Consider the following 26,666-nt stretch of genomic DNA (forward strand, 5'->3'; position numbering starts at 1 on the left):
TTCCCCGTGCATTCGGTGATCGCCACGCGATTTCGCCATTTTCGGTCAGTTTACTGGACGTCTCGTTCTGATAGATCAACGTGCAGACATCAGCCTTTTTCAGCGGACCATTGCTCGTGCCGGACACTAACGACCAGGATTCGGCCATTGCTTTCGGGCCGTTCCGGCTGTTTCCCAAGTCGCGGCTGATTGAGAAGGACGGCGCGCCGCTTCACCTCGGTGGCCGCGCGCTCGACATCCTCATCTTTCTCGCCGAGCGCGCCGGCGAGGTCGTGGACAAACGGGAGCTGATGCGGCGCGTCTGGGCCGACGTGAATGTCGACGAAGGCAGCCTGCGCTTCCACATCACGAATCTGCGCAAAGCCCTGGGCGGTGCCGGCGAAGGCTCCCGCTACGTCGTCAACGTCCCCGGACGTGGCTATTGCTTCGCCGCCCCGCTGCTCCGGACAGCACCATTCGAGGACCGCACCAGCCTGCCTGCCGCTTCGCCCCACGCGCTTCCCTCGCCGCTTGCGAGGATGATCGGGCGCGACGATGAGGTCGAGAGGATCTCCGCAGAGCTGACTCAGCACCGCTTCGTCACCATCGTCGGCCCCGGCGGGATCGGCAAGACCTCGGTTGCGCTCGCCGTCGCGCACCGCGAGCTCGGGGCCTTCGATGGTCGGGTGAGCTTCGTCGATTTCGGTGCGCTGACGGATGCCCGCCTCGTGCCCGGGACGATTGCGGCCGCACTCGGCCTGACCGTCAACTCCGACGATCCCATGCCGGGCCTGCTGACGTTCCTGCGCAGCCAGCGGATGCTGCTGGTGTTCGACAGTTGCGAGCATATTCTCGATGAGCTCGCCCCCCTGGCCGAACGCATCGTCCAGGAGGCGCCAGAGCTGCATATTCTCGCCACCAGCCGCGAGTCCTTTCGCACCGAAGGCGAGCGCGTCCACCGGCTGTTTCCACTGGATTGCCCGCCGCAGCGCGACGGTCTCAGCATCGCCGACATCCTTGCCTATCCCGCAAGCCAACTCTTCGTGGAACGCATTGCCGAGAGCCTGAGCGAGTTCGAGCTCAGCGAAGAGGATGCCCCGCTCGTCGCCGAGATCTGCCGGCGTCTCGACGGCATTGCGCTTGCGATCGAGCTCGCGGCCGGACGTGTGAACGCGTATGGCGTTGCCGGGACCGCCTCGCTGCTGGACAGCCGTTTCTCGCTGTTGTGGCGAGGACGACGCACTGCGATTCCGCGACACCAGACCCTGAGCGCGGCACTCGCCTGGAGCTACGACCTGCTGCCGCCGGCCGAAAGCGCGACGCTGCGCGCACTGTCGGTGTTCGTCGGCCCGTTCACGCTGGAAGCCGCAATTGCTGTCGCGTCCAGCCAGGGCATCAGCGAATCCGAAGCGGTCGAGACGATCTCGAACCTGCTCTCCAAATCGCTGGTCGCGACGTCGCCCGCGGAGCGGCGGCTGCGCTATCGCCTGCTCGATACGACACGCGCCTTCGTCGCGGACAAGCTCGTCGAGAACGGAGAAGCGGCCCGCGCTGCGCGCGCCCATGCCGAATATTTTCGCGATGTCCTGCGCGACATCGCTGTCAAATCAGCGGGCATGCAGAGCGCCGGCGGCTTCCTTCCTTATGCCGACTACCTGCCCAATGTCAGGGCCGCGCTGACCTGGAGCTTTTCGGACGGCGGCGACCGGACAATCTGCGTGGATCTGGCGGCCTCGGCAGCCCAGTTCTTCCTCGAGCTGACATTGCTGACGGGATGCTACCGTTGGACCCAGCAGGCGCTGGCCTCGCTCGACACGGATTCGATCGACAGCCGCCAGGAGATGACGTTGCAGGCGGCGCTCGGCGTCTCCGTGATGTTCACGCAGGGCAATACGGAAGCGGTCCGGGCGGCGTTCACGCGCAGTCTCCAGCTTGCACGGGAGCTGGAGGATTTGCACTGGCAGCTCTGGCTGTTGCGCGGATTGCACATCTATCTCACCAGGGTTGGAGATTTTCACGGCGCGCTCGGCACGGGCGAACAGGGCGAAAGCGTTGCGCGCAGGCTGAACGATCCCGCCGCCGCGCTGAACGTGGAATGGATGCTGGGCGTTGCGCATCATCTGATCGGCAATCAGGACAAGGCCGTGCAGTTTTGCCAGAGCGCGATGATGCATAATCCCGGCTCGCAGCGGCTGAACATCGGGCATCTCGGTTATGACGACCGCATCGTGGCGCTGGTGGCACTGGCGCGCGGGCTTTGGCTCACCGGCCGGCCCGATCGCGCGATCGAGGCGGCCAAGTACACCGTTCGCGAGGCCGAGCTGCTGGAGCAGCCGCTGACCCTCGGTATTTCCTTGATCTGGACGATCTATGTGTTCCTCTGGGTCGGCGACTGGGCCAATGCGGAAATCCTGATCGAGCGGCTGATCGAACATTCCGCGCGTCACTTCCTCGGCCCCTATCATGCGGTCGGCATCGGCCAGAAAGGCGAGCTGCTGCTGCGCCGCGGCGACGTCGCTGCCGGCATGGAGCATCTTCGCCGCAGCCAGGCCACGTTGTACGCCACGCGGCACCGGATTATGACGACGGTGTTGGCGACGGCGCTCGCGGAGGGGCTCTTGGCCCAGAACCAGCCCGACGAGGCCCTGCGGACCATCGATGAGGCCATCGCGGAAATCCCCGATCATGGCGAGTCCTTCGACATGCCGGAGATGCTCAGGGTCAAGGGCGACATCCTCGTACGGGCGGGCCATACCGCGGAGGCCGAGAGCGTCCTGCGCAGATCGCTCGATCTGTCGCGGCGCCAATGCGCGGTCGGCTGGGAACTCCGCGGCGCGATCAGCCTCGGCCGCATCTGGGAGCGCACCGGCAAGGCCGCGGACGCGCGCGACCTGCTCACCCCGCTCGTCGCGCAGTATCAGGAGGGCCTCCAGACCCGCGATCTGGTTGCCGCAAGAGGCTTCCTTGCCGCCTTGAATTGAGAGCATCTTCAACGAGATACCGCCATCCCGCGCGCTCGCAAGTCCTAACAACTTCTAACACGCCAAGCCGCACACGCCCCGCCATGGTGGCGGCACTTCACGGTGGATATGGCGGGACATGGCGCTTCTTGACGACGTAATCGATGCCAACGGCGGCATGGCCCGTTGGAACAGCTTGAAGGGGTTCACGCTCCACCTCTCCGTCGGCGGGACGCTGTTCTCCAGCGCCGGGCACGCCCGGGAATTCAAGGACGTGACCGCAGAAGGCTCGACCCGGACGCAATCGATCCGCTTCACCGGCATCACCGGGGGCGAACATTCCGGGTCGTTTCAACCGGACGCGATCACGATCGAGAGCCTGGATGGTGAGGTCCTGCGGACCTGGCGCAACCCGAGCTTCGCGTCTGCCGAGGCTGGCTCTGCTGCGCTCGCGGACGAACTGCACCTCGTCTTCTTCTGCGGCGTGGCGATCTGGAATTACCTGACGACTCCATTCCTGCTCGCCGACCCCGATGTCGTGGTGGAAGAGCTGACGCCGTGGCGCGAGAGCACCCAGACCTGGCGGCGGCTGCGGGCGCAATTCCCCCCGCGCCTGGTCACGCTCGCTCCCGAGCAGATCTTCTATTTCGACGAGAGCGCCCTGCAACGACGGACAGATCACGATCTCTTCGGGATGAAGGTCGCACATTCCTCCTGGGCTCATGACAGTTTCGGCGGCATCGTGGTGCCGACGCTTCGACGGGCGCAAACGCTGCGGCCCGATGGAACCGTGATCGTCAAGCCCGTGCTGATGGACGTCGAGATCTTCGACGCCGTCTTCGAGTAGCGGCGCATGAGCGCGCAAACGACGTCACGTGCTCGAACCAGGCCTGGACTGCGCCGACGATTGCCAACCGATGCGACGAATTGGGACGTTCATAGAGCCTCCTGCGGCGAGCTGTCACAGCGCTCGCGCTCACACAACAACTAACAACTCCTAATCACCACTAACGGGCGTCCTGGCGCGCACACGCGTACTCTCGGACCATAGCGAACTTGCGCATTCGCAAGCCGCCGATGAGACGAGAGAGAACGAACGATGTTCACCGACATGCAGGCACACGCCTGGGCCGATCTTCGAGCCGTCAACCGGAATCGCGAAGCCATTCGAGCGACGCAGGCATTCGCCCGGGAAAGCCGATGGCGTCAAATCGACCGCAGCGCGGAGACGTCAAGCGAGGACATCACGATCTCGCGATGGGAAGATTCCCGTGGCGCTTCGTCGCACGAAGCGACGACCCCCGAGGATCGCTATTTCGTTGGCATCGCCCTGAAGACCACGCGCGCAAGACTGACCCGGGACCGTCAAATCGTTTTCGACGGTACCATGCCCGCAGGCACGCTCTATGTCACCGCACCGTCGAAGCCTCTCCGCGCGCAATTCGAATCGCCATGCGCTTTCCTCCACTTTCACATCTCCACGGATCATTTTCCGGCGCAATTGCCCGCGACCCAAGGACTGAATGACCTCGTCCTGTTGCGCGACCCGCTCGCCGCGGAGCTTGCCAAGGCGCTGATCGAACGTGGTCACGCCGCGGACCACCAGTTCATGCGCTGCCTCGGCCAGACCCTTGCGATGCATCTCGCCCGGTTGGAGCCGCCGCGCGTCAGGGTCAATGCCTTGCCGAAATGGCGGCTGCGGCGGGTCGAACACTATATCGCCGATCATTTCGACCGCTGCATCAGCCTGGCCGAGCTCGCCCATGTCGCCGGCTTGTCCAGAATGCACTTTGCGGCCCAATTCCGCGCCGCGACTGGTTACCGTCCCCGCGAATATCTTCTCAATCACCGGATCGAACGTGCGAAGGCGCTGCTCACGACCACCGAGCGGCCCTTGGCGGAGATCGCGCTTGCCGTCGGCTTCAGCACGCAGGCGCATTTTTCCACCGTCTTCAAGCGCATCAGCGGCCAGTCTCCGGCACGCTGGCGCCTCGCCAGCAAGGGTGAGCGAACTGAGGCAGAAGCGCCTCCGCAGCGGCGTGCTGCTCGGGAGAGGGACTGGATCGCCAGCGTGGCCGCGTAGCGAGGCGGCGAGATCAGCCCCGGCTCTGCAGCACACGCTGCTGCGTCCGGGGCACGAAGGGGAAAGTGCGGCATACACACTCTCCCCATCGTCATTGCGAGCCACCGGGTCCGCGCAAAGCGCGGCCCGATGACAGGCTCCGCGAAGCAATCCAGAATCCCTCCGCGGAAAGACTCTGGATTGCTTCGCTGCGCTCGCAATGACGGAGCATGAGGCACGAGCTTCATCCTCCAATCACCACTGTCATTCCCCGCGAAAGCGGGGAATCCAGTACGCCGCGGCCTCTCGATTCAATCACAACCCTCTCGGAGTACTGGATCGCCCGGTCAAGCCGGGCGATGACACCGAGTGTGTGGTGCAGACACGCGTCCACATCCTCGCGGCTGATTCACCAGAGCTTCGTCGCTCCACCTATTGAGCCAAGCCCTACACCGGATCGAACGCCCGGATCGGGGGCAGATTGCCCGTGAACTTCTCCACCTCGACCGTCGTCAGCTGCCCCGTGCAGCCTTGCGCCAGGGATGAGGTGCCGATGTCTCGGGTGAGCACGTTCGGATTGCCGTGCACGCAGAGCGGCGCGTCGTCCTCGGGATCCATCGGGTCATACCAGGCTCCGGTCGGAAGCTGCACGACGCCGGGCGCGATGCCGTCGGTGACGTGGACGGCGGCAAGGCAGGCGCCGCGGTCGTTGAACAGGCGGATGATGTCGCCATCCTTGATGCCGCGCGCGGCCGCATCGCGCGGGTTCATGCGCGCGACCTCGCGGCCGCGATGTTTTGAGCCGAGCGAATGGCCGCCGAAATCGAGCTGGCTGTGCAGCCGCGTCACCGGCTGGTTGGCGACGAGGAAGCAGGGTGCGCCAGGCCTCGGCATATCGGTCTTGTCGAGCCAGACCGGATGGCCCGGACAATCCGCATCGCCATGGCCGGCGATCTTCGCCGAGAAAATCTCGATGCGGCCGCTCGGCGTCGGCAGGGCGTGACCTGCGGGATCCTCACGGAATCGGCGCAGCCGGCCGCCGTCATCGGGCTGCTGCGGCACGACCAGGCTGCCGCGCTGCCAGAATTCGTCGAAGCTGGGCGCTTCCAGGCCACGCTTGGCGAGCGAGGCGCGGGTTGGCTCATACAGATGTTCGAGCCACTCCCGGGAGGTGCGACCTTCCGTAAAGGGTTCGCGCGCGCCAAGACGCTCGGCGAGATCGGCGAAGATGTCATAGTCGTCGCGCGCGAGCCCGAACGGCTCGGCGATCCGGTGCATCGCGACCATCAAGGGGTCGTTGGTGGAATAGCCGATGTCCTCGCGCTCCAGCGTCATCGTTGCGGGCAGCACGATGTCGGCGTGCCGGGCCGTCGCGGTCCAGCCGAGCTCGTGCACGACCAGCGTGTCGACCTTCGCGAACGCCTTGCGCAGACGGTTGATGTCCTGGTGGTGATGGAAGGGATTGCCGCCTGCCCAGTAGACGAGGCGGATGTCCGGATAGGTGCGCGTCTCGCCATTGTAGCGATAGGTGCTGCCGGGGTTGAGCAGCATGTCGGCGATGCGTGCCACCGGAATGAAATCGGCAACGCCGTTGCGGCCCTGCCCCAGCGTCGGCCCCGGCACGTCGTTGACGCGGCGGCCGTAATAGCCGATCGCACCGAGCGAATAAGCATAGCCTCCACCGGAAAGACCGACCTGGCCGAGCGCTGCTGCCAATACCAGGCCCATCCACACCGGCTGCTCACCATGCTCCGCGCGCTGGAGCGAATGCGAGACGGTGATCAGCGCGCGTTTTCCGGCGAGGCGACGCGCCAGCGCGCGGATCGTGTCCGCTTCGACGCCTGAGATCGCGGCGGCCCATCCGGCATGCTTTGCTTGCCCATCGCTCTCGCCGGTGAGATAGCGCAGGAAGACGGGCCAGCCTTCCGTGTAGCGATCGAGGAAGGCCTGGTCGTGCAGACCTTCGCTCACCAGCGTGTGGACGATGCCGAGCATCAGCGCGGTGTCGGTGCCGGGCACGCAGCTCATCCATTCGGCGCCAGCTTCGACCGGCAGATCGTCGCGCAGCGGGCTGACCAGGACGAACTCGCAGCCGCGCCGGCGCGCCGCCGCCATGGCACCGCGCTCGACATGCTTGCTGATAGAGCCGCCGGCGACCATGGAGTTCTTCAGCGCCATGCCGCCGAACGCCAGCACGATCTCGGTATCAGCCGCGATCTGCTCCCAGGTGACGTTGCGCTTGGTGATGTCCTCGTATCCCGCCAGGATATGCGGCAGCAGCACCGAGGACGCGCCGGAAGAATAGGTGTTGACCGAACGCACATAGCCGCCCATTGCGATGTTGAGGAAGCGATGCACCTGGCTCTGTGCGTGATGAAAGCGGCCCGCACTCGACCAGCCATAGGAGCCGCCGAACACGGCGCCGGGACCACGCGTGTCGCGGATGCGCGCCAGTTCGTCGCCGAGCAGGTCGAGCGCCTTCTCCCAGCTCACCGAGACGAATTCATCGCGGCCGCGGCGATCGTCCGGGCCGGGACCGCGCTCGAGCCAGCCGCGGCGGATCGCCGGCTGGGCGATGCGCGCCTGATGGCGCAGCGCGCCGGGGAAATTGTCGATGATGCCGTTGGGATCGGGATCCCCTGCATAGGCCCTGACCTCGAGCCCGGCCGCGCCTTGGCGCGCGGAGAACACGCCCCAATGCGAGGTGTGCGGCTTGAAGCCGTCGGACAGGTCGAGGCCGGGGTCGGGGAAGCCAATCGTATCGTCCATCGCCTGATCCTTGTTCCAGTACGTGGTGGCAGTATACCGATCCACACTGCGATGTCATCGAGATCGGGGCTGACGTCTACGCTGGGCTCCCGTGCACTCTGTTGCACCCGACGCCGCCGAATAGCGAGGTCAAGACTCACGCCGATGTCGACGGTGCCGCTCGGTACGCCACAGGGCCTCGTATTGGTGGTGCAGATGTGCGATACGCCTCCCCTTCCTCACCAGCAACATCGGTCTCATCATGATCAAGCGCATCTTGCCTTACGAAGGTCTGCTCCACGAAGTGGTCGAGCATAATGGCGTGCTTTACATCGGCGGAATTGTCCCCGAAGACACGAGCCTCGATATGTCGGGCCAGGCCAACGACGTCCTCCGGCAGCTGGCGCAGCTGCTGAAGACCCTCGGATCCGATTTGGCCAACGTCTTGCAGGTGACCATCTACATGACCAACCTGAAGGAAAAGGCCGCCGCCTGGAAGGCGCATTTTTCAGAAGCTCATCTGCCGGCGCGCGCCGCAATCGGCGTCGCCGATCTCGGTCCGGGCGTCAAGCTCGAGATGACCGCGATCGCTGCGCGACAATAGCGGTTGGGAGAGCCTATCCATGTACCGGTCTTAACTTTTTGCGCCGACATCAATGTTAACGAGCGACTTTCGTTGCGCGAAGGGAATGCCCTGATACGCTCTGCGCATATCAAACGCAGCGTGTTCAAGATGATCAGATACTCATCCTACGGCACGACGAATTCTTCAAAGCAATCGCCGACGCTCGATTCTGACGATCCGCTTCGTGCCGCATATCGCGAATTGTTAGAGCTGCGTCGGCGCGTCAGGGCCGCTGAAGCAGCCATGATGACGCGAGCTAGCGATCGCAGACGCAAGCCGACCGCGAGCCGAGCCCAGAACTGGCTGAAGCAGTCTGGATGACCCTGCTCAATGACGGGTCTGCGGTAGCTTCCAACCCAGAACCTTGCTCGCGACGAGCGTGCGCAGCACCTGCGCCGTGCCGCCGCCGATCGTGAACATGCGGACGTCGCGCGCCATGCGCTCGAGCGGGAAGTCGCGCGAATAGCCGCGGGCCCCGAACATCTGAAGTGCATCGTTGACGATCTTGATCGCCGCCTCGGACGCGAAGATCTTCGCCTGCGCCGCGAGGGTCGGATCGGGAAATGCGCTGCCGCCCGGGCCTCGCGACGCGGCGGCTGCATGCAGCATCAGGCGGGATGCGGTGAGCTGCGTTTGCATGTCGGCGAGCATCCATTGCAGCCCCTGGAATTCGCCGATCGGGCGCCCGAACTGCTCGCGCGTCTTGACCCATTCGACGGCGTGCTCCAGCGCACCTGCTGCGATCCCCATCGCGACAGTGCCTGCGCCGACACGCTGACTGTTATAGGCATTGATGAGGTCGGCAAAGCCGCGCTTGAAGCCCGACGGAGGCAGCAGCACCATGTCCGGCGTGATCTCCAGATCCTCGAACACGAGCTCGCCCTCGGGCATGCCGCACAGTCCCATCGTCGTTTCGCGCTTGCCGATGCGCAGCCCTTCGGCCTCGCCGCGCACGGCCAGGAAGCCGCCGACGCCAAGCTCCTCACCGCTCTCATCGAAGACCCGCGCGAAGATCAAGTGCAGGCGCGATACGCCGGCACCGGTGATCCAATGCTTGCTGCCGTTGAGCACGTAGCGATTGCCGCGCTTGTCGGCCCGGGTCTTCATACCGCTCGCGTCGCTGCCCGCCTCGGGCTCCGTGATGCAGATGGCCGGCTTGTCGCCCGCCAGGACGAGATCGGCAGCGCGCCTGCGCTGTGCATCGGTGCCGTAGGCCATGACGGTGGAGATCGCGCCCATATTGGCCTCGACGACGATACGCGCCGAGACCGTGCACGCGCGCGCCATCTCCTCGATCACCAGCACCGTATCGAGGAAGCTCTGGCCCTGCCCGCCATATTCCTTCGGGATGGTCATGCCCATGAAGCGCTCGGCTTTCAGCGCCTCGACAACGTCGAAGGGATACTCGCGCGATTGATCGATCTCGGCGCCGCGCTTGCGCAGCAGCCCGTTCGAGAAGGCGGCGGCTCTTTCCTTCAAAGCCAATTGACGGGATGACAGCTCCATGGCGCCGCTCCTTCTCAGCGGCCCATGGCATAGAATTCGGCATTCGGACGCATGCTCGTCACGTTCGCGAGCCGGTTCGACAGGCCGAAAAAGGCCGAGATCGCCGCGATGTCCCAGATGTCCTCTTCGGTGAATCCGTGCGCCTTCAGCGTGGCGAAGTCGCTTTCAGACGTCTTGTGCGCCTCGGTCGAGACCCGAACAGCGAAATCCAGCATCGCCTTCTGACGATCGGTGATGTCGGCCTTGCGGTAGTTGACGGCGACCTGATCGGCAATCAGCGGGTCCTTGGCGCGGATGCGCAAGATCGCGCCATGCGCCACCACGCAGTACTGGCACTGATTGAGGTTGCTGGTCGCAACGACGATCATCTCGCGCTCGGCCTTGGTCAGATTGCCGGGCTTGTCCATCAGCGCGTCGTGATAGGCAAAGAACGCGCGAAACTCCTCCGGCCGGTGGGCGAGCACGAGAAAGACATTCGGAATGAAGCCGGACTTCTCCTGCACGGCCAGGATGCGGCTGCGGATATCGTCCGGCATATCGGCGAGATCGGGGACAGGGAAGCGGCTGAGGGCCCGTGTTTCGGTCATGAGCTTGGCTCCTCGTTGAAGATTGGCATGACAGTCATCGCCCCTCACCTTTCGCCCGGATCATCGCAAGAAAGCCTTCGGCGAAGACGTCGAGCGCATCCGGGCGCCGTTCGAGCTTGGCGCGCAACACCGCGCCCTCCCAGCCGATCCAGAAGAACTGCGCGAGATCCTCGCAGTCGAGCTCGCTGGACATCTCGCCCGCCTCTTGCGCCGACCGCAGGCAACGCGACGTCCGCGCTTCCCAATCCCGGAACACAGCAGCGAGGCGCTTCCGGAACGGTTCGGGCAGAACACCCATCTCCTGTCCGAGATTGCCGACGAGGCAGCCGCGCCGGTAGCGATGTCTCGCCATGCCCGAGCGCGCGTCCGCGATGAAATCACGCAGACGGTCGAGCGGAGCACGCTCGGTGTCGTCGAACCATCGGTCCAGCTTGCGCGCGAAATAGTCGGCATAGGCGTCGATCAGTGCGAGACCGAAGGCCTCCTTGCTGTCGAAGTAGTGGTAAAATGAGCCTTTTGGCACCTCCGCAGCGTCCAGGATCTCCTCGACGCCAACGGCACTGAAGCCCTTCTCGGTCAGGATCGCAACGCCGGTGCGCAGCAGCCGTGCGCGCGGCGCGTCTGGCCGTGTCTGGTCCTTGGGCGGACGGCCACGGCGACGCGGTTCGGCTGACGGCAAAATCGCTCTCATGGCAATTTATTAGACCGATCGTCTTGCAAAATCAATCCCGCGTCGTCATCGAGGCCCGGCGATTGTCGATGAGGCTTCAACGACGTGCAGGTCGCCTCGCATTTCACGGCATTTGGCAGACGTCCGGATGCAGCAAGGGAGCGTCCTTCAGCCAGACTTTCGCGCCGTCCGCACCACAGACGGCGCGCAGGGGCTGTCCGGCCGGCAAGCGGACCCAGCCTTGCGGGAGCAGCGTCTGATCACCAATCGACAGGCTCCCGGCGAGAACGAGCATTTCGAGCCCGCGTGCGTTCTCGACCGTGACGGAACTGCCCGGCATCCAGCTCTCGAAACGCACGTTCTCAAATCCGTCGTCGAACAGTTCGAGCGCGCTCGCCGCCCCCGATCGCGGCTCGCGCTGACGACCTTCCGCGGGCCGTCGCACGATCTGATCGCGATCGCCATCCCGGAATTGCCAAAGGCGCACGAAGATCGTGCAGCCAGCCTCCGATGCGGGAACGTGCGAGGTCCCGGGCGGATTGCGGAAGTAGCTGCCCGCGGGGTAATCGCCATGCTCGTCCTGAAAGACGCCATCGAGAACGACGATCTCTTCGCCGCCGCCATGCGTATGGCGCGGAAACGCACTGTGTGGGGCATACCGCACGATCGAGGTGGCGCGCGCGACCTCGTCACCGATGCGGAACAGCATGCGCCGGTCGACACCGGCCGCCGGGCTTTGGGTCCACGGCAGCTGCCCGGCCTGGACGATCACCGGAACCGTCAAATTATCATTGATGCGCATGGCTCTTCTCCCTCATGGTCAACACCATTCTGAAACGGGCCTGGCCGGACCGCATCCGTGCGACGGCCTCCGCGGCGCGCTCCAGCATATCACGACGCCGCATCGCCGCGGCGCGATCGTGGTGATGCCAGCGCCAGCGCGGCGACGGCCAGGAACAGAGGCGGAAACGAGACCCACAGGACCGTATTCCAGCCATAGGCGGAGAGCAGTCCACCCGACAGCAACGAGCCGAAGGTCATCGTGCCGAATACAATGAAGTCGTTCAGCGACTGGACGCGCGCCTTCTCCTCCGCGCGATGACACTCCAGCACCATCGCGGAAGCTCCGACGAAGCCAAAATTCCAGCCGACGCCGAGCAGGATCAGTGTCGCCCAGAAGTGCCCGACCTGAATGCCGAACAGACCGACTGCCGAAGAGGCGGCGGTGAGCAGCAGCCCTGTCGCCACCACCCTCGATGCGCCGAACCGGGTGATCAACCTGCCGGTCCAGAAGCTCGGGCCGTACATGGCGATCACATGCCATTGCAGACCAAGATTGGCAGCCTCCTGCGACAGATTGCAGAACTTCATCGCGAGCGGCGCCGCCGTCATCAGGAAGTTCATCAGCAGATAAGAGACGACACCGCAGACCACTGCGGCAATGAAACGCGGCTGGCGCGCGATCACGGAAAGAGGACGGCCTCTGCCTCTGTCGGCCGCGATCGGCATCGGCAGACGGACCCCGGCGAGAACCGATAAGGAGATCGCGGCGACCGCGCCTTGTGCCAGATAGGTGGCCGCGAACAGATGGGGTGGCCACAGACCCATCGTATACGTGACGAGTTGCGGCCCGATCACGCCGGCAAAGACACCGCCTGCCATCACCGCCGATAGCGCGCGCGGCCGCCGCTCCGGCGCCGCACAATCGGCGGCAGCGAAGCGAAAGGACAGCACCACCGCAGCGTAGACACCGCCGAGAAACGTCGCCGCACAGAACAGGCCGAATGAGGCGTATAGAATCGCGAGCGATCCGATCAGGCCGGAGAGGACACCGCAGCCGGTGCCGATCATGAAGGTCGCGCGTCGACCGTAACGTTGCGCGACCGCTCCGGCGGGCAAGGTGCAGGCGGCCATCCCGACCACGAAGATCGAGATCGGGAGAGTTGCCAGCGCCTTGCTGGGCGCCAGCATGTCGCCGATCACGGCGCCGGTGGCGTAGACGATCGTCGAATTCGCGCCGGCCAGTGCCTGCGCGACGGCGAGCCTTGCGACATTGCTGCGCTCGAAACGAAACGCGGGCGGAGCCTCCACCCGCCCTTGCACGGCAACTTCTGACATTCAGACCTCGATTTGGCCGCGCCAGCGCGCATCGCGCTGCGACGGACGGCGGTGAAGGCGGCGATCGAGCAGATCGCGTGCCTTGGCGGAATCGCCGCTTCGCATGAAAGCGAGCAACAACATGTCTTCGATGATTTCCCTCTGGGCGCCGCTGCCGCCGACCCGGGCGACGTCTGCGGCCACGGGCTCGAGAATCCGCATGCATTCGGCGTAGTCGGCGTTCGCGAACGCGAGCGCCGCCCGCCCGATGGCCGGCACGACGGGACCAGCCGGCAGCGCGCCGTCCGCGACACGTTGCGCATTCGCCTTGATGCGGTCGACGGCCGTGGCGTGTTTTCCGGTCGCGGCGGCCAACAAGGCCATGTGCACTTCGACGAATGCCAGACCGGGACTCGGATAGTGGGATCCGGCGTAGCTCTCGACCTCGCCCCACATGCCGGACGGCACCTCATGGCCATACGCCTGAAGCCTCCACAACAAGGAAACCGTGTCGCTCACGACGTTGATCGGCAGACCGAGCGAGGCCGAAGGTCGAACGTATTTGGAGTAGATCGCCAGGGCGTGTTGCGGATCGTCGCGCTCCAGCGCCGAGAGCGCCGCGTGCCAGGCCAGATGACCGTGAAGCATCCCTGCCCGATCATAATCAGGCAACCAGCCTTCGAGCAGCGTTTCGGCTTCGTCCTTGGCGCCCTGCTCGAACATCGCATGCGCGACCGCATGCGCGGCGTTCGCGTTGGCGCGGCGCCGTTCGAGACCACGTTGCGCGAGGTCGCGACCTCTCGAGACCGATCCGTTCTCGGCATGTGACCAGCCGCGATAGGTCAGGAACCACCAGTCGTCCGTGTCGTAGCGACCCGCGACGCGTTCGCAGAGATCCACGCGCGCCTGGTCATGCCCGATCATCCCCGAGAACGCGAACAGGCCGAACGCACCGAGCGGCAGAGAGAGGATCAGGACGTCGCGCGGCCACGCGTCCAGATGCGCGAGCGCGCGCTCCAACGCCTTGGCGGACTGACCGGTCACCGCGAGCGCGAGGACCGCCACATGGCTGATCTCACGCGGCGAGCCGTTTCGCGCGACGATTTCCTGCGCAATCGCGATCCTTGCGCGCGCCTCCGCGGGCTCGGCCTTGATCGCGTGCAGACGTGCGAGGGCGGCGTGCGCCAGCGCGAAATGCGGATCGTGCTCCACGGCTTGCCGCAGCGCCTCATCTGCGCCCGGCCACGCCGACAGAAGCAGATCGATGCCGGCCCGATATTGACCGGCGGCTTGCGGCGAATCTGTCGAAATCGGCAGGCCCCGGCTGTCGCACTCGGCCATGCTCCGCTCCTGATACGAGGGACGAGACGGGTCCGGCCAACGAAGTCCGTGGTGTGGCCGGCCTTGAACTGGAGCGCTAGCAGAGCGAAAAGCGGCTGTCTTTCGACGTTTTGCCAATTTATATAGAATATCGGCCAATCGGAAACGACATGACCTGGACCCCACTATCGGCTCCGCCGGATGCCTTGCCGCCGCGCCCGATCACCATGCGCGCCCAGTCGATCCCGGCGCGGCACGAATTCCCGGAGCACGCGCACGACTGGCACCAGGTGGTCTACGCCATCGACGGCGTGCTGATGGTGACCGCGGAGAACCGTTCCTTCGTCATCTCGCCCGACCAAGCCGTCTGGCTGCCGCGCGGCGTTCGCCATCGGGTGGGCTCCCTTCTCGGCGCGGAGTTTCGCAGCCTGTGGATTGCCGTCGACGCCGGGAGCAATCTGCCATCGGCTCCGACAGTGCTCGCCGTCTCCCCCTTGCTGAAGGCGTTGATCGTGGAGGCCGCCGTCATCGAAGGAAGTCAGGATGCCGACGGCTACCCCGATCGTGTCGCGACACTCATTCTCGATCAGCTCGGCAGGGCTCGCGCGCTGACGGCGGGGTTGCCGTGGCCGCGTGGCGAACGCCTGCTGCGTCTTTGCGAAGCGCTCTACGTCGATCCAGCCGATTCCCGAACTTCGGATGACTGGGCCAAGGCGCTCGGCATGTCGTCGCGCACGCTGACGCGCCAGTTCGAAGCGGAAATGGGTTCAAGCCTGCGATCATGGCGGCGGCGAGTGCGGCTGCTGCGCGCTATCGAGCTGTTGAGCAGCGGCACGGGAGTCACGGAGACCGCGATGCAACTGGGCTACGGATCCGCATCCGCGTTCGTCTACGCATTCCGGACGGAAATGGGATCCAGTCCGCACGCCTACATGCGAAGAGCAACTAGCGAGCAGCGTGCCGCCGACATTCGCTGATGAGGAGGATTTGAAGCGGCGAGTTCCGGCGAAGCAGCATTCGGGCTTCCTCGGAACCATCGAAGCCGAGCCCAGTTGGGGCCAGATTGGGTTGGGTGGCATTCTTCGGTGGCGGCACGACCGGCAGCACAGCGCGGACACCCTGAATGGAGTGACGAATGGCTACGGCGAGACTCAACGCTAAAGCGCGATGAGATTGGGATGAATCGTCATCGCGCTTTAGGTTATTGTTTTAGCATGATCTTTTCGGAAAACCGCTGCACACTTTTCCGGATCATGCTCTAGCTGGCGCTGACGCAGCCTCTACTTCGCCGTTCCGCTCTTGCTTCCGGTCGCGTCGGATCGTCGATCCGCGGCAAGGCCAAGCACCATGTCCGAGAACCGCTCACCCTGGACCAGAACATGATCGTGAAGTCGCGTTGCCGCGAGTTGCTCATCGCCGGCGCGGATCGCTTCGAGAATCCCCGCGTGCTCCTGGAGCGATTGCAGCAGGCGGTTGCGCGCACGTAGCTGGATACGGCGATAGGCGCTCAGCCGCTTGTGCAGAGCAAAGGCTTGATCGGCGAGAAAACTGTTGCGGCTCGCGCGGTAGATCGCTTCGTGAAAATTGCGGTTGTCGGCGTAGTACTGCTCGCTGTCGCCTTCGCGCGCGGCAATCTCGCAGGCGCGATGAGCAGTCTCCATTGCCGCATCGTTCTCCGGGGTCAGCCGACGCGCGGCTAGGCGTCCGCAAGCACTTTCGATCTCCGCCATCGTTTCGAACATCTCGAACAGCCGGGTCGGTGACGGGACACTGACGATCGCGCCGCGGCGCGGGCGAACATCGATGAAGCCCTCGGCGCCGAGCTGGAGCAGCGCCTCCCGGATGGGGGTGCGCGACACCCCGAATCGCTGCGCCAGCGAGGCTTCGTCCAGGCGATCGCCCGGCAGGAATTCTCCTGCAATCACAGCGTCTTCGATCGACTGCTTAAGTCTGAAGGCCTGGCTCATTGCATACACCTGATCCACAATTCCATATCATATACTTGACAAGACTAATAGCATGCAGTTCATATATTAATTGTATGCAAGATTATAAATAAAAAATGCAATCCAGTAACGGGAGGTATGGAATGAGGATTTCAAGACGCCAAGCCCTGGCCTTGGGAATCGCAGCCCCGGCGCTGCTCCGGTTCGGGGAAGCGCGCGCGGCCACGGCCCTCAAGATCTCGCACCAGTTCCCGGGTGGCACGGCGACCGAGGGCGATTTCCGCGACCGGATCTGCCGGCGTTTCGCGGCCCTGATCCAGGAGCGCAGCAAGGGCGCGATGACCGCCGAGATCTATCCCGGCTCGTCGCTGATGAAGACCAACGCGCAGGTCTCGGCAATGCGCAAAGGCGCGCTCGACATGAGCCTCATTCCGATCTCCTACGCCGGCGGAGATCTGCCCGAACTGAACATCGGCCTGATGCCGGGCCTCGTCACCGGTTACGACGAAGGCCTCGGCTGGAAGAACAAGCCGATCGGCCAGGAGTTCAGCAAGTTTCTCGCCGCCAAAGGCATCGTCATTGTCACCTGGATCTGGCAGGCCGGCGGCGTCGCCAGCCGTGCGCGTCCGCTGGTCGAGGTCGGCGATGCCAAGGGCATGAAGATCCGCGGCGGCTCGCGCGAGATGGATCTCGTGCTCCAGGCCGCCGGCGCCTCGGTGCTGTCGCTTCCCTCCAACGAACTCTATGCGGCGATGCAGACCGGTGCCTGCGATGCCGCCCTCACCTCGTCCACCAGCCTGACCTCGTTCCGCCTGGAAGAGCTCGCCAAGCATCTGACGACCGGCCGGGCCAAGAGCTACTGGTTCATGCTCGAGCCGCTCGTGATGTCGAAGGCGGTGTTCGATCGGCTTTCGAGCGAGGAGCGCGACATCATCGTCTCGGTCGGCGCTGAGCTGGAAGCGTTCGGCCGCACCGCGGCGATGGAAGACGACGTCCGCGTGGCCAAGGTCTACCAGGCCGCCGGCGCGACCGTGCATGATCTCGACGACAAGACGGTTCAGGCGTGGCGGGAGCTTGCGCGCGACACGGCCTGGAAGGATTACGCCAACAAGAACGAGAACTGCGCCCGCCTGATCAAGCTCGCCATGGAGGCCGGATCATGAGCGCGCACGGCGTCGATCTCGGCCACTCCGTCGTCATGACGGCAGCGCGACCCGGCTCCACGGTGGGACGGATCAATTGCGCGATGATCCTGCTCAACAGGACGATCGTCGTCCTCTGCTCGATCGCACTCATCGTCGCGAGCACGATCCTGAGCTACAGCGTGGCCGCGCGCTACTTCTTCAACGCGGCGACCTATTGGCAGGACGAGGCCGCGGTGTTCCTGCTGGTCGGCGCCACGTTCCTGTCGACCGCTTTCGTGCAAGCCGGACGCGGCCATATCGGCATCGAGGCCCTCACCGGCTATCTGTCGAAGCGCGGCAATGCGATCCGCATGCTCGTGGTCGACACCGCGAGCCTGCTGTTCTGCTGCTTCTTCGCCTGGAAATCCTGGACGCTGTTCCACGAGGCATGGGTCGACGGACAGGTGTCCGGATCGACCTGGGCCCCGCCGCTATGGATTCCCTACAGCATGATGTCGCTCGGGATGACGCTGATGACGGTTCAAATCGCGCTTCAGCTCGCCTCGCGCGTCGACGGATGGAGGAGCAAATGAGCACGTTTGCCGTCGGACTGATGTATGGCGGGGCCACGCTCGCCGTTATGGCCTCGGGCATGCCGATCGCGCTGGCGCTCGGTGCCGTCGCCGTCGTCTTCATGTATTTCTTCATGCCCGCCGCATCGCTCGATACGGTGACGCAGAACGTCTACGAGGAGATGGCCTCGATCACGCTGCTGGCGATCCCGCTCTTCATCCTGAAGGGCGCCGCGATCGGCAAGTCGAAGGCGGGACAGGACCTCTACAGCGCGTTGCACGTCTGGATGGGCCGCATCCCCGGTGGGCTCGGCATCGCCAATGTCTTCGCCTGCGCGCTGTTCGCTGCGATGGCCGGATCATCTCCGGCGACGTGCTCGGCCATCGGTTCGGCCGGCATTCCCGAAATGCGCAAGCGCGGCTATTCCGGCGGCTTTGCTGCGGGCGTCATCGCGGCCGGCGGCACGCTGGGCATCCTGCTGCCGCCCTCGATCACCATGATCCTGTACGCGGTCGCGGCGGAGCAGTCGCTCGGTCGTCTCTTCCTCGCCGGCATCGGCCCGGGCCTTCTCCTGGTGCTACTGTTTGCGACGTATGCGGTGTTGAGATTCAAGTCCGAATACGCCGCGGCAGAGCGCGCTTATGCCGCGGACCCTGCGCAGCATCCGATCCTTTCGAATGAGCGCTTCACCATGGCGATGCGGTTCGGTGCGCTGCCGCGGGTGCTCCCCTTCGTCGTGCTGCTCAGCGGCGTCATGATCGCACTCTATGGCGGCTATGCGACGCCGTCGGAAACCGCAGGCCTCGGCGGCATCCTCGCGCTGGTCCTGATCGCCTCGATCTATGGCGTGTGGCGCCCGCGGGATCTCGGCCCGATCCTGGAATCGACGCTGAAGGAATCGACCATGCTGATGCTGATCATCGGCATGTCGCTGCTCTACTCCTACGTGATGAGCTATCTCCACATCAGTCAGGCGGCGGCGCAGGCGATTGTCGCGATGCAGCTGTCGCGCTGGGTGCTATTGGCAGCGATCCTGGTGCTGGTGGTCGTGCTCGGCTTCTTCCTGCCTCCGGTTTCGATCATCCTGATGACTGCGCCGATCATCCTGCCGCCGCTCAAGGACGCAGGCTTCGACCTGATCTGGTTCGGCGTAGTGATGACGATCGTGATGGAGATGGGCCTCATTCATCCACCGGTCGGACTCAACATCTTCGTCATCAGAAACATCGCGCCGGACATCCCGTTGCGGGACGTGATCTGGGGAACGCTGCCCTTCGTGCTCCTGATGGCGTTCGCGGTCGTCCTGCTTTGCCTGGCGCCCTCGATCTCCACCTTTCTGCCCAACCTGGTGATGGGCGCCCCGTCGCGTTAACCGAGGAGGCATGAACGATGCTGAACGATACGAGATCCGGACGCATCACGGCGCCCGAATTCCTGCAAGGGCTCATCGATACCTTGACGCAACGTGGTCGCGCGGTTCTGGGCATCAAGCCTGATCGCGAGCCAGGCGAGGATCGCGATCTCGCCCTTCTGGGTGAAGCGCTGCTCTCCAGGCGCGGCGAAGCCTCCGGCGTTGCGATCGCGCAATCGCTGCTTGCGGCTTTCGAGCAGGCCGGCGAGCCGCAGCGGCTGAAATTCCTCGCCTCGCTCGCGGACCGGTTCGGGCCCGACCGTCGCGCGATCGAGCTCGCGATCGCGGCCTACCAACGCAAGGAGGGCGGCGACGGCAGCAAGCTCGAGGCGCTCCATGCCGTCGCCGAGCCGCGCCGGCAGGAATTGATCCGGCGCCTCAATCTGGCGCCCGGCGGCACTTCGTCGCTGATTCGCATGCGGGAGGTGCTGCTCTCGCTGCTGCGCGAGCATCCCGAGCTCCAGCCGGTCGACGACGATTTCGTCCATCTGTTCTCGTCGTGGTTCAACAGGGGCTTCCTCGTGCTGCGGCCGATCGATTGGACGACGTCTGCCAACATCCTCGAGAAGATCATCAAGTATGAGGCCGTCCATGCCATCCAGGACTGGGAGGACTTGCGCAACCGGCTCGAGCCGCCGGATCGCCGCTGCTACGCGTTCTTTCATCCGCAGCTGGTCGACGAGCCGCTGATCTTCGTCGAGGTCGCGCTAACCAAGGAGATTCCCGGCGCGATCGGCCCATTGCTCGACAAATCGCGCCAGGCGATTGCCGCGCGTGAGGCGACCACTGCCGTGTTCTACTCGATCTCGAATACGCAGAAGGGCCTGGCCGGCGTCTCGTTCGGCAATTTCCTGATCAAGCAGGTGGTGCAGGATCTCGCCCGCGAGCTGCCGAACCTGAAGACCTTCGTCACGCTGTCGCCCGTTCCCGGCTTTGCCGGTTGGGTGCGGCGCGAGCTCAAGACAGAGGCCTCCGGCGCGATCGATGAGGAGACACGACGCGCGCTGGCCGCTCTCGATGACGGCGGCGACATCGCGCAGGCGAAAGAGGCCGTCACCGCGCTTGCGGCCTACTACTTCCTGAAGGCGAAGCTGCCGTCAGGCAAGCCGGTCGATCCGGTCGCCCGCTTCCATCTCGGCAACGGCGCGCGCCTGGAGCGGCTGAATTTCCTGGGGGATGCTTCGCCCAAGGGCATGAAGCAGTCCTACGGACTGATGGTGAACTATCTTTATGCGCTCGAGCACATCGAGGCGAACCACGAAGCGTTTGCGGAAGCCGGCACCGTAGTGGCGTCCGACAAGGTGAAGAAGGCCCTTCGCGCGAAATTGTCATCGCGCGACCTCGTTCCGAGTCCCCAATCCAACTCTCAACGGAAGATCTCGTCATGACCTGGAACCTGTACGACCGCCTGCTTGGCTCTGCGGAGTCCGATCAGTCCATCTGCATTGAGAAGGAGGACGGCGAGACGTTGAGCTACGCCGAACTCGCTGCGCTGAGCGGCAAGTTTGCGAACTTGCTCGCCAGGATTGGCATCGGCCCGAACCACCGTGTCGCTGCCAAGGTCGAGAAATCCGTCGAGGCCATCGCCCTCTATCTCGCAACGCTCCGCTCCGGTGCCGTCTATCTGCCGCTGAACACTGCCTATACGCCGGCCGAAACCGAGTACTTCGTCCGCGACGCGCAGCCGACATTGATCGTGTGCGATCCGAAGGAAGAAGCCGACCTGCGCGCCATTGCTGCCAAAGCGGGCGGCCGGGTCGAGACGCTCGATCACCACGGCAAGGGCTCGCTCGCCGATGCCGCGGCGGACTTCCCGATTGCATTCGACACCGTGGCCAGGGGGAATGACGACCTCGCCGCCATTCTCTACACCTCCGGCACGACCGGCCGCTCGAAGGGCGCCATGCTGACGCACGGCAATCTGGCCTCGAACGCCCTGACGCTGGTTGAAGAGTGGCGCTATTCCAGGAAGGACGTGCTGATCCACGCGCTGCCGATCTACCACGTTCACGGGCTCTTCGTGGCCTGCAACGTCACGTTCGCCGCGCGCGGGCGCATCCTGTTCATGCAAAAGTTCGACGCCGAGCGCATTCTGGCGACGATGGCGCGCAGCACCGTGCTGATGGGCGTGCCGACCTTCTATGTACGCCTGCTCGAGAGCACGAACCTGAACGAGCGCACGACCGCCAACATGAGGCTGTTCGTCGCCGGCTCGGCGCCGCTCCTTGCCGAGACTCACCGCGCCTGGCAGGCGAGGACCGGACACGCGATCCTGGAGCGCTACGGCATGACCGAAACCGGCATGATCGCCTCCAATCCCTATGACGGCCAGCGCATTCCGGGCTCCGTGGGTCGCCCCCTGCCCGCGGTCAAAGTTCGTATCGCCGATCCCGAAAGCGGTGTGGCGCTGCCCGCGGACGAGGTCGGCATGATCGAAGTGAAGGGGCCGAACGTGTTTGCGGGCTACTGGAACATGCCGGACAAGACCGCGGCCGAATTCCGCAGCGACGGCTTCTTCATCACCGGCGACCTCGGCAAGCTCGATGCAAATGGCTATCTGCACATCGTCGGCCGCGGCAAGGATCTCATCATCACCGGCGGCTTCAACGTCTATCCGAAGGAGATCGAGACGGAGATCGACGCCATCCCGGGGGTCTCAGAAAGTGCCGTCGTCGGCGTGCCGCATGCCGATTTCGGCGAGGGCGTCACGGCTGCCGTCGTCCGGTCGCCGGGCTCGTCCTTGGACGAACGCACCATTCTCGCGGCGCTGTCCGGACGGCTGGCGAAATTCAAGCAGCCCAAGGGCATCATCTTCGTCGAGACGCTTCCGCGCAACACCATGGGCAAGGTACAGAAAAACCTGCTGCGGGAGCGCTTTGCAGAGCTCTATTCGGCCAAGGCCGGCCAGGGGAGTTGATACGGACGGCTTGAACGGTCCGCTCCGCAGAGCGAGCGCGGAGCCTCGAGTCTGCCGCCATCATGCAGATCGAATGGCGAGATCGGCATCCGATCGCCTCGACGACACGAGCAGCATCATCGGCCGCTCCAGCTCTTCCGTGAGCGCCTGACTCTCCCTGATCTGCTCAATCGACAGGGCGAACGCGTCGACGAGTTCGATGCTAACCGCACCAGCGCGTTCAAGGTGGTTCCGATCGTGCGGTGACCCAAAGCGCCTTGACAGATGGCCAAGCTTCGAAGATGTAATGTTATAACATTACATCTCGTCAGCCGAAATGCCCAGCCCCAAGCGCCGCCCTCTCCCCTTGAAAAGGCTCTTCGATCGCCATGCAGAAACTCCCCGTCACCGTCTTGTCCGGCTTCCTCGGGGCTGGAAAGACCACTTTGCTGAACCACGTCCTGAACAATCGGCACGGCCTGAAGGTGGCGGTGATCGTCAACGATATGAGCGAGGTGAACATCGATGCGGATTTGGTTCGCGATGGCGGTGCGAATCTATCCCGGACCGATGAGAAGCTCGTCGAGATGACGAACGGCTGCATCTGCTGCACGCTGCGCGACGATCTCTTGAAGGAGGTCCGCGCACTCGCCGAACACGGTCGCTTCGATTATTTGCTGATCGAATCGACGGGCATCTCCGAGCCGCTGCCGGTCGCGGCGACCTTCGACTTTCGCTCCGAAGACGGCGAAAGCCTCTCCGACGTGGCGCGTCTCGACACCATGGTCACCGTGGTCGACGCCGTGAACCTGCTCAAGGACTATTCGTCGACGGATTTTCTGGAGCAACGCGGCGAAGCGCTCGAGAACGACAAGCGCACGTTGGTCGATCTCCTCGTCGAGCAGATCGAATTTGCCGATGTGATCGTCTTGAACAAGGTTGATGACGCCTCGCCCGAGCAGCACGAAGCGGCGCGAAAGATCATTCGTGCGCTCAATCCAGAAGCGGACCTGATCGAAGCCAACCACAGCCGGGTCGCTTTCGATCGCATTCTCGACACCGGCCGGTTCGACTTCGAAAAGGCTCAGCAGCATCCCCTCTGGTACAAGGAGCTCTACGGCTTTGCCGATCACGTGCCGGAAACGGAAGAATACGGCGTGAGGAACTTCGTCTACCGCGCGCGCCGTCCGTTCGACCCCGCCAAGTTCGACAGGTTCATCAAGGAGCCTTGGCCAGGCGTCATTCGCGCCAAGGGGCACTTCTGGCTCGCGACACGGCCGCAATGGCTCGGTGAACTCAGCCAGGCGGGTTCGATCATTCGCACCCAGGCCCTTGGTTTCTGGTGGGCCGGCGTGCCGGCAGAACGATGGCCGGATGATCCTTTCTGGCGCAAGAAACTTCGACAAAACTGGAGCAGCATCTACGGCGATCGCCGTCAGGAAATCGTGTTCATCGGGGCCGGCATGGACGAAGATTCGATCCGCGCCCGCCTGGACGCATGTCTCGTCACGGGAAAACCTGCAATGGACGTTGCGGAATGGGCAAAGCTCGCAGACCCGTTTCCGACATGGCGGCGCGCCCACGAAGCAGCCTAGCGGGAGCACACATGGGCGACGTCATTCGATTTGTCCCGAAATCCGAGCTCGAGCGAATTCGTCTCATTCGGGAAGCTCGCGCAATATACGACAGCATATTCCCGCCAACTGCTTTGGTCGACGAGCAGCCCTATGGTTGCCCCGCACAGAGCACGCAAAGCTCATCCGATTCCCTCAGGAATGCGGTCGAAGGCGAATGATTTAGATCCTTTGCGTTAAACCGTGAGGGTCGAGCGCGAATCGCGACAGTCAAGACGATTGCGGAAGGGAGCCGCAAGGATGCAGAATGGCTGCGCGCGTTGGGGATCTGTGATGTTCGACTGGAACGATCTCAAGTACCTGCTGGCGGTGGCCCATCACGGCAGCACGCTCGCGGCCGCACGCCATCTGGGAGTGAACCAGTCCACCGTCCAGCGGCGCCTGACCGAACCGGAAGGACGCCTTGGGCTACGATTGGTCGAGCGATCGCCTAGCGGCTACAGCCTCACCACTGCGGGCGCGCTGGTCTTCCCAAGGCCCGGAGCTGGCTATGGCTTTTTGGCACCGGGGGGAGCGCCTCTCGGGTCATTGATGGCTCTGGGAGCTTCCACGCCTGCGTTTCGCCCGAACGGCGTGAAAGCGCGCGTTCGTCTGCGGCTTGATGAACAGGGCCGCGACGCTCGGATGATGCTTGCGGATTTCACCTTCGAGCGAGATCACGCATTGCTCGATATCGTCGGCGCGCTTCTCGTCGGCGAACTCGACGCTGAGGGCGGCGACAATCTCGTCCGGGGATAGTCGCGCAAGCTCAGGGTGCGCGGGCTCACCGATCAGCAGACTCTTGCTCTCGCGGGCGAGCCCGACGGACGTGATCCCCAGCAGAATCCCGATCAGGATCGAGCCGACGCCGTCCCACACCGGTCGCTCCAGCCACACCGCCGCCGCCGTTGCCCCTGCCGCAATGACGATGCCGACCAGCGCCGCGCTGTCCTCGAGCAGCACCATGAATGCAGGCGGGTCCTTGCTGCGGACAAAGGCCCGATAGTAGCCGAACCGCGCCGCGTCGAAGCGGAAACGTCGCAGGGCGACCAGCCACGATGCGCCCTCGAACAGGAACGACAGCCCGAGCACGATGAAGCTGACGATGGGATCCTCGATCCGCTCAGGCGCGGCAACATGCACGAGGCCCTGATAGAGCGAGACGCCCGAACCGAGCGCAAAGATCACCAGGGCGACGATGAAGCTCCAGAAATACAGCTCGCGCCCGTAGCCGAGTGGATGGGATTCGTCCGCTGGGCGGCTGGCACGACGGTAGCCATAGAGCAGCAGCACCTCGTTGGAGGTGTCGACCACCGAGTGCACGGCCTCGCTCGTCATCGCCGAGCTTCCCGCCCAGATGGCGGCGCCGATCTTGGTGATCGCGACGAGCACATTGCCGGCAAGTGCGGCATAGACCGTGGTCTTCGATGACGAAGCAGCGGCCATGTTCACCAAGGTCAGTCCTCCTCTGCGGTCGGCGGGCCCGCCGTTACGCACAGAAGGTCAGCGCCATCACAGCAGACGCCGTCTACGGCGTGCCGCGAGAGTTGGTGCACTCTCGCGCTACGATTTCGCCGTGCCGGGCTCGGCCAACTTCCGATGCTGCTTGGCCAGCATCTCGTTCGGCGTGATGGAGGCGACCGTCGCCTGGATCTTGTTCTTCAGCCCGGTGACGACGTCGGCCTCACTTCGCAGCATTGCATCGAAGCCGGCCTTGGCGACCTCGTAGGCGCCATCCTTCTGCTCGGTGCCAACCTTAGTGTCCATCATGTCGGCGCGGCGGAAGAATTCGGTGTCGGTGGCGCCGGGCATCAGGCAAGTGACGGTGACGCCGCTATCGCGCAGCTCTTCGCGCAGAGCGAAGGAGAACGAGTCGAGAAAAGCTTTGGAGGCGTTGTACACCGCCTCGAAGCTGCCGGGCATGAAGCCGGCGATCGAGCCCGTGATGAGAATGCGCCCGGAGTTGCGTCGCAGCATCGCATTGCCGGCGCGATGGATCAGGTAGAGCGTGCCGGTGATGTTGGTGTCGACGACGTGCCTGACGCGCTGGAAATCCTGATCGAGGAAGGCCCTGCCGAGGCCGATGCCGGCATTGGCCAGCAGCGCGTCGATCGGCCGGTCGGCGACCGCGGTGCAGAGCTTGTCGACGCCCTCGATGGTGGCGAGATCGGTCTCGACCGGCTCCACGCTGCCGCCGAACCTACGCAGGTCGACGGCCACCCCCTCGATCGCGGCCTCGTCCGCGGCGATGACAAGATTGAAACCTGCTTGGGCGCAGCACCTGGCAAGTTCCAGGCCGATACCGGTTGAGGCGCCGGTGACGACGGCGAGTTGATTGGTGGCCATAGGGCATATCCTCGCGGGTTCGGATGATGATGCCAAATCGCTCGACCGGCCAGCTGTTCCTATTCCCGCACGGGTCCGGTGCAGTGCGAAGAATTTGCGCGCTGCATAGCAACCATCGTTCATGCCTGAACTTAGATGCCACATGATTGATGGCGGAGGACCGAGATCAAGGCGCTGGTTTGGCATGGCAAGGCGGACATCCG

The 26,666-nt window shown here is 64.2% G+C and carries 22 protein-coding genes and 1 pseudogene; 13 read left to right on the forward strand and 10 right to left on the reverse strand.

Annotated elements, in window-relative coordinates:
* Positions 1-116: 116 nt before the first annotated feature.
* The 3 genes from BLV07_RS00125 (at position 117) to BLV07_RS00135 (ending at position 5,022) form a co-directional block, all read left to right on the forward strand.
* Complete coding sequence (locus BLV07_RS00125) at positions 117-2,960, forward strand: ATP-binding protein (RefSeq protein ID WP_091880154.1); 2,844 nt, start codon at positions 117-119, stop codon at positions 2,958-2,960.
* Between the two features lie 118 nt (positions 2,961-3,078).
* Positions 3,079-3,786: a hypothetical protein gene (locus BLV07_RS00130; RefSeq protein WP_091878181.1), complete on the forward strand. Its 708-nt coding sequence runs from the start codon at positions 3,079-3,081 to the stop codon at positions 3,784-3,786.
* A 252-nt stretch (positions 3,787-4,038) separates the two neighbouring features.
* A complete protein-coding gene (locus BLV07_RS00135) occupies positions 4,039-5,022 on the forward strand; it encodes a helix-turn-helix domain-containing protein (RefSeq protein ID WP_091878183.1) in 984 nt (327 codons plus the stop codon).
* 426 nt (positions 5,023-5,448) lie between these two features.
* Here BLV07_RS00135 and BLV07_RS00140 read toward each other — a convergent pair whose 3' ends face one another.
* The gene (locus BLV07_RS00140; RefSeq protein WP_176945267.1) at positions 5,449-7,770 is read right to left on the reverse strand and encodes a molybdopterin guanine dinucleotide-containing S/N-oxide reductase; all 2,322 of its coding nucleotides are present in this window, start codon (positions 7,768-7,770) and stop codon (positions 5,449-5,451) included.
* Between the two features lie 241 nt (positions 7,771-8,011).
* Between BLV07_RS00140 and BLV07_RS00145 the strand changes: the two genes are divergently transcribed.
* Positions 8,012-8,353 (forward strand): RidA family protein, encoded by a 342-nt coding sequence (locus BLV07_RS00145; RefSeq protein WP_091878187.1) that lies wholly within the window; start codon positions 8,012-8,014, stop codon positions 8,351-8,353.
* A gap of 348 nt (positions 8,354-8,701) precedes the next feature.
* Here BLV07_RS00145 and acdA read toward each other — a convergent pair whose 3' ends face one another.
* The 6 genes from acdA to BLV07_RS00175 all read right to left on the reverse strand — a co-directional run bounded on the left by acdA (position 8,702) and on the right by BLV07_RS00175 (position 14,575).
* Complete coding sequence (gene acdA, locus BLV07_RS00150) at positions 8,702-9,880, reverse strand: 3-sulfinopropanoyl-CoA desulfinase (RefSeq protein WP_091878188.1); 1,179 nt, start codon at positions 9,878-9,880, stop codon at positions 8,702-8,704.
* 14 nt (positions 9,881-9,894) lie between these two features.
* Complete coding sequence (locus BLV07_RS00155; RefSeq protein ID WP_091878190.1) at positions 9,895-10,467, reverse strand: peroxidase-related enzyme; 573 nt, start codon at positions 10,465-10,467, stop codon at positions 9,895-9,897.
* Positions 10,468-10,501: 34 nt separating this feature from the next.
* Positions 10,502-11,146 carry an acrylate utilization transcriptional regulator AcuR gene (gene acuR, locus BLV07_RS00160; RefSeq protein ID WP_244550917.1) on the reverse strand — a complete coding sequence of 215 codons (645 nt, stop codon included), beginning with the start codon at positions 11,144-11,146 and terminating at the stop codon, positions 10,502-10,504.
* 115 nt (positions 11,147-11,261) lie between these two features.
* Entirely contained in the window at positions 11,262-11,939 is a 678-nt protein-coding gene (locus tag BLV07_RS00165; RefSeq protein ID WP_091878195.1) for a cupin domain-containing protein, read from the reverse strand.
* Between the two features lie 89 nt (positions 11,940-12,028).
* Complete coding sequence (locus BLV07_RS00170) at positions 12,029-13,255, reverse strand: MFS transporter (protein ID WP_091878197.1); 1,227 nt, start codon at positions 13,253-13,255, stop codon at positions 12,029-12,031.
* Positions 13,256-14,575: a tetratricopeptide repeat protein gene (locus BLV07_RS00175; RefSeq protein WP_091878199.1), complete on the reverse strand. Its 1,320-nt coding sequence runs from the start codon at positions 14,573-14,575 to the stop codon at positions 13,256-13,258.
* Between the two features lie 185 nt (positions 14,576-14,760).
* On the opposite strand from BLV07_RS00175, the gene BLV07_RS00180 reads away from it, so the two are divergent.
* Positions 14,761-15,531 (forward strand): AraC family transcriptional regulator, encoded by a 771-nt coding sequence (locus tag BLV07_RS00180; RefSeq protein ID WP_244550918.1) that lies wholly within the window; start codon positions 14,761-14,763, stop codon positions 15,529-15,531.
* Positions 15,532-15,834: 303 nt separating this feature from the next.
* Here BLV07_RS00180 and BLV07_RS00185 read toward each other — a convergent pair whose 3' ends face one another.
* Positions 15,835-16,521 carry a GntR family transcriptional regulator gene (locus BLV07_RS00185; protein WP_091878204.1) on the reverse strand — a complete coding sequence of 229 codons (687 nt, stop codon included), beginning with the start codon at positions 16,519-16,521 and terminating at the stop codon, positions 15,835-15,837.
* 122 nt (positions 16,522-16,643) lie between these two features.
* Here BLV07_RS00185 and dctP point away from each other — a divergent pair, with 122 nt between their 5' ends.
* The 8 genes and pseudogenes from dctP to BLV07_RS50235 form a co-directional block, all read left to right on the forward strand.
* On the forward strand, positions 16,644-17,663 hold the full coding sequence (gene dctP / locus BLV07_RS00190; protein ID WP_091878206.1) for a TRAP transporter substrate-binding protein DctP: 1,020 nt from the start codon (positions 16,644-16,646) through the stop codon (positions 17,661-17,663).
* Positions 17,660-18,217 (forward strand): TRAP transporter small permease, encoded by a 558-nt coding sequence (locus tag BLV07_RS00195; RefSeq protein ID WP_091878208.1) that lies wholly within the window; start codon positions 17,660-17,662, stop codon positions 18,215-18,217. Before dctP ends, BLV07_RS00195 begins: the two co-directional genes overlap by 4 nt.
* On the forward strand, positions 18,214-19,569 hold the full coding sequence (locus BLV07_RS00200; protein ID WP_091880157.1) for a TRAP transporter large permease: 1,356 nt from the start codon (positions 18,214-18,216) through the stop codon (positions 19,567-19,569). Before BLV07_RS00195 ends, BLV07_RS00200 begins: the two co-directional genes overlap by 4 nt.
* Positions 19,570-19,586: 17 nt before the next feature.
* Entirely contained in the window at positions 19,587-20,996 is a 1,410-nt protein-coding gene (locus tag BLV07_RS00205; RefSeq protein ID WP_091878210.1) for a malonyl-CoA decarboxylase, read from the forward strand.
* Positions 20,993-22,525: a malonate--CoA ligase gene (locus tag BLV07_RS00210; protein ID WP_091878212.1), complete on the forward strand. Its 1,533-nt coding sequence runs from the start codon at positions 20,993-20,995 to the stop codon at positions 22,523-22,525. Before BLV07_RS00205 ends, BLV07_RS00210 begins: the two co-directional genes overlap by 4 nt.
* Before the next feature lie 368 nt (positions 22,526-22,893).
* Complete coding sequence (zigA, locus tag BLV07_RS00215) at positions 22,894-24,099, forward strand: zinc metallochaperone GTPase ZigA (RefSeq protein WP_091878214.1); 1,206 nt, start codon at positions 22,894-22,896, stop codon at positions 24,097-24,099.
* An 11-nt stretch (positions 24,100-24,110) separates the two neighbouring features.
* Complete coding sequence (locus BLV07_RS48490; RefSeq protein WP_091878216.1) at positions 24,111-24,299, forward strand: hypothetical protein; 189 nt, start codon at positions 24,111-24,113, stop codon at positions 24,297-24,299.
* A gap of 112 nt (positions 24,300-24,411) precedes the next feature.
* Positions 24,412-24,585: pseudogene (locus BLV07_RS50235) on the forward strand (helix-turn-helix domain-containing protein); the annotation flags it as partial.
* A gap of 78 nt (positions 24,586-24,663) precedes the next feature.
* Here the strand turns inward: BLV07_RS50235 and BLV07_RS00230 are convergent.
* Together BLV07_RS00230 and BLV07_RS00235 are read right to left on the reverse strand one after the other, a co-directional pair.
* The gene (locus tag BLV07_RS00230; RefSeq protein ID WP_091878218.1) at positions 24,664-25,563 is read right to left on the reverse strand and encodes a cation diffusion facilitator family transporter; all 900 of its coding nucleotides are present in this window, start codon (positions 25,561-25,563) and stop codon (positions 24,664-24,666) included.
* 117 nt (positions 25,564-25,680) lie between these two features.
* Entirely contained in the window at positions 25,681-26,463 is a 783-nt protein-coding gene (locus tag BLV07_RS00235) for an SDR family NAD(P)-dependent oxidoreductase (RefSeq protein WP_091878220.1), read from the reverse strand.
* Positions 26,464-26,666 lie beyond the last annotated feature (203 nt).

Origin of the sequence: Bradyrhizobium sp. Rc2d, assembly GCF_900099855.1 — a bacterium.
Classification (GTDB): domain Bacteria; phylum Pseudomonadota; class Alphaproteobacteria; order Rhizobiales; family Xanthobacteraceae; genus Bradyrhizobium.

What these genes read in the sequence shown, in the direction of transcription:
- BLV07_RS00130 (WP_091878181.1), top strand. Translation starts at nt 3,079, where the DNA reads ATGGCGCTTCTTGACGACGTAATCGATGCCAACGGCGGCATGGCCCGT.
- BLV07_RS00135 (WP_091878183.1), top strand. Translation starts at nt 4,039, where the DNA reads ATGTTCACCGACATGCAGGCACACGCCTGGGCCGATCTTCGAGCCGTC.
- BLV07_RS00140 (WP_176945267.1), bottom strand. Translation starts at nt 7,770, where the DNA reads ATGGACGATACGATTGGCTTCCCCGACCCCGGCCTCGACCTGTCCGAC.
- BLV07_RS00145 (WP_091878187.1), top strand. Translation starts at nt 8,012, where the DNA reads ATGATCAAGCGCATCTTGCCTTACGAAGGTCTGCTCCACGAAGTGGTC.
- acdA (WP_091878188.1), bottom strand. Translation starts at nt 9,880, where the DNA reads ATGGAGCTGTCATCCCGTCAATTGGCTTTGAAGGAAAGAGCCGCCGCC.
- BLV07_RS00155 (WP_091878190.1), bottom strand. Translation starts at nt 10,467, where the DNA reads ATGACCGAAACACGGGCCCTCAGCCGCTTCCCTGTCCCCGATCTCGCC.
- BLV07_RS00165 (WP_091878195.1), bottom strand. Translation starts at nt 11,939, where the DNA reads ATGCGCATCAATGATAATTTGACGGTTCCGGTGATCGTCCAGGCCGGG.
- BLV07_RS00170 (WP_091878197.1), bottom strand. Translation starts at nt 13,255, where the DNA reads ATGTCAGAAGTTGCCGTGCAAGGGCGGGTGGAGGCTCCGCCCGCGTTT.
- BLV07_RS00175 (WP_091878199.1), bottom strand. Translation starts at nt 14,575, where the DNA reads ATGGCCGAGTGCGACAGCCGGGGCCTGCCGATTTCGACAGATTCGCCG.
- BLV07_RS00185 (WP_091878204.1), bottom strand. Translation starts at nt 16,521, where the DNA reads ATGAGCCAGGCCTTCAGACTTAAGCAGTCGATCGAAGACGCTGTGATT.
- dctP (WP_091878206.1), top strand. Translation starts at nt 16,644, where the DNA reads ATGAGGATTTCAAGACGCCAAGCCCTGGCCTTGGGAATCGCAGCCCCG.
- BLV07_RS00195 (WP_091878208.1), top strand. Translation starts at nt 17,660, where the DNA reads ATGAGCGCGCACGGCGTCGATCTCGGCCACTCCGTCGTCATGACGGCA.
- BLV07_RS00200 (WP_091880157.1), top strand. Translation starts at nt 18,214, where the DNA reads ATGAGCACGTTTGCCGTCGGACTGATGTATGGCGGGGCCACGCTCGCC.
- BLV07_RS00205 (WP_091878210.1), top strand. Translation starts at nt 19,587, where the DNA reads ATGCTGAACGATACGAGATCCGGACGCATCACGGCGCCCGAATTCCTG.
- BLV07_RS00210 (WP_091878212.1), top strand. Translation starts at nt 20,993, where the DNA reads ATGACCTGGAACCTGTACGACCGCCTGCTTGGCTCTGCGGAGTCCGAT.
- zigA (WP_091878214.1), top strand. Translation starts at nt 22,894, where the DNA reads ATGCAGAAACTCCCCGTCACCGTCTTGTCCGGCTTCCTCGGGGCTGGA.
- BLV07_RS48490 (WP_091878216.1), top strand. Translation starts at nt 24,111, where the DNA reads ATGGGCGACGTCATTCGATTTGTCCCGAAATCCGAGCTCGAGCGAATT.
- BLV07_RS00230 (WP_091878218.1), bottom strand. Translation starts at nt 25,563, where the DNA reads ATGGCCGCTGCTTCGTCATCGAAGACCACGGTCTATGCCGCACTTGCC.
- BLV07_RS00235 (WP_091878220.1), bottom strand. Translation starts at nt 26,463, where the DNA reads ATGGCCACCAATCAACTCGCCGTCGTCACCGGCGCCTCAACCGGTATC.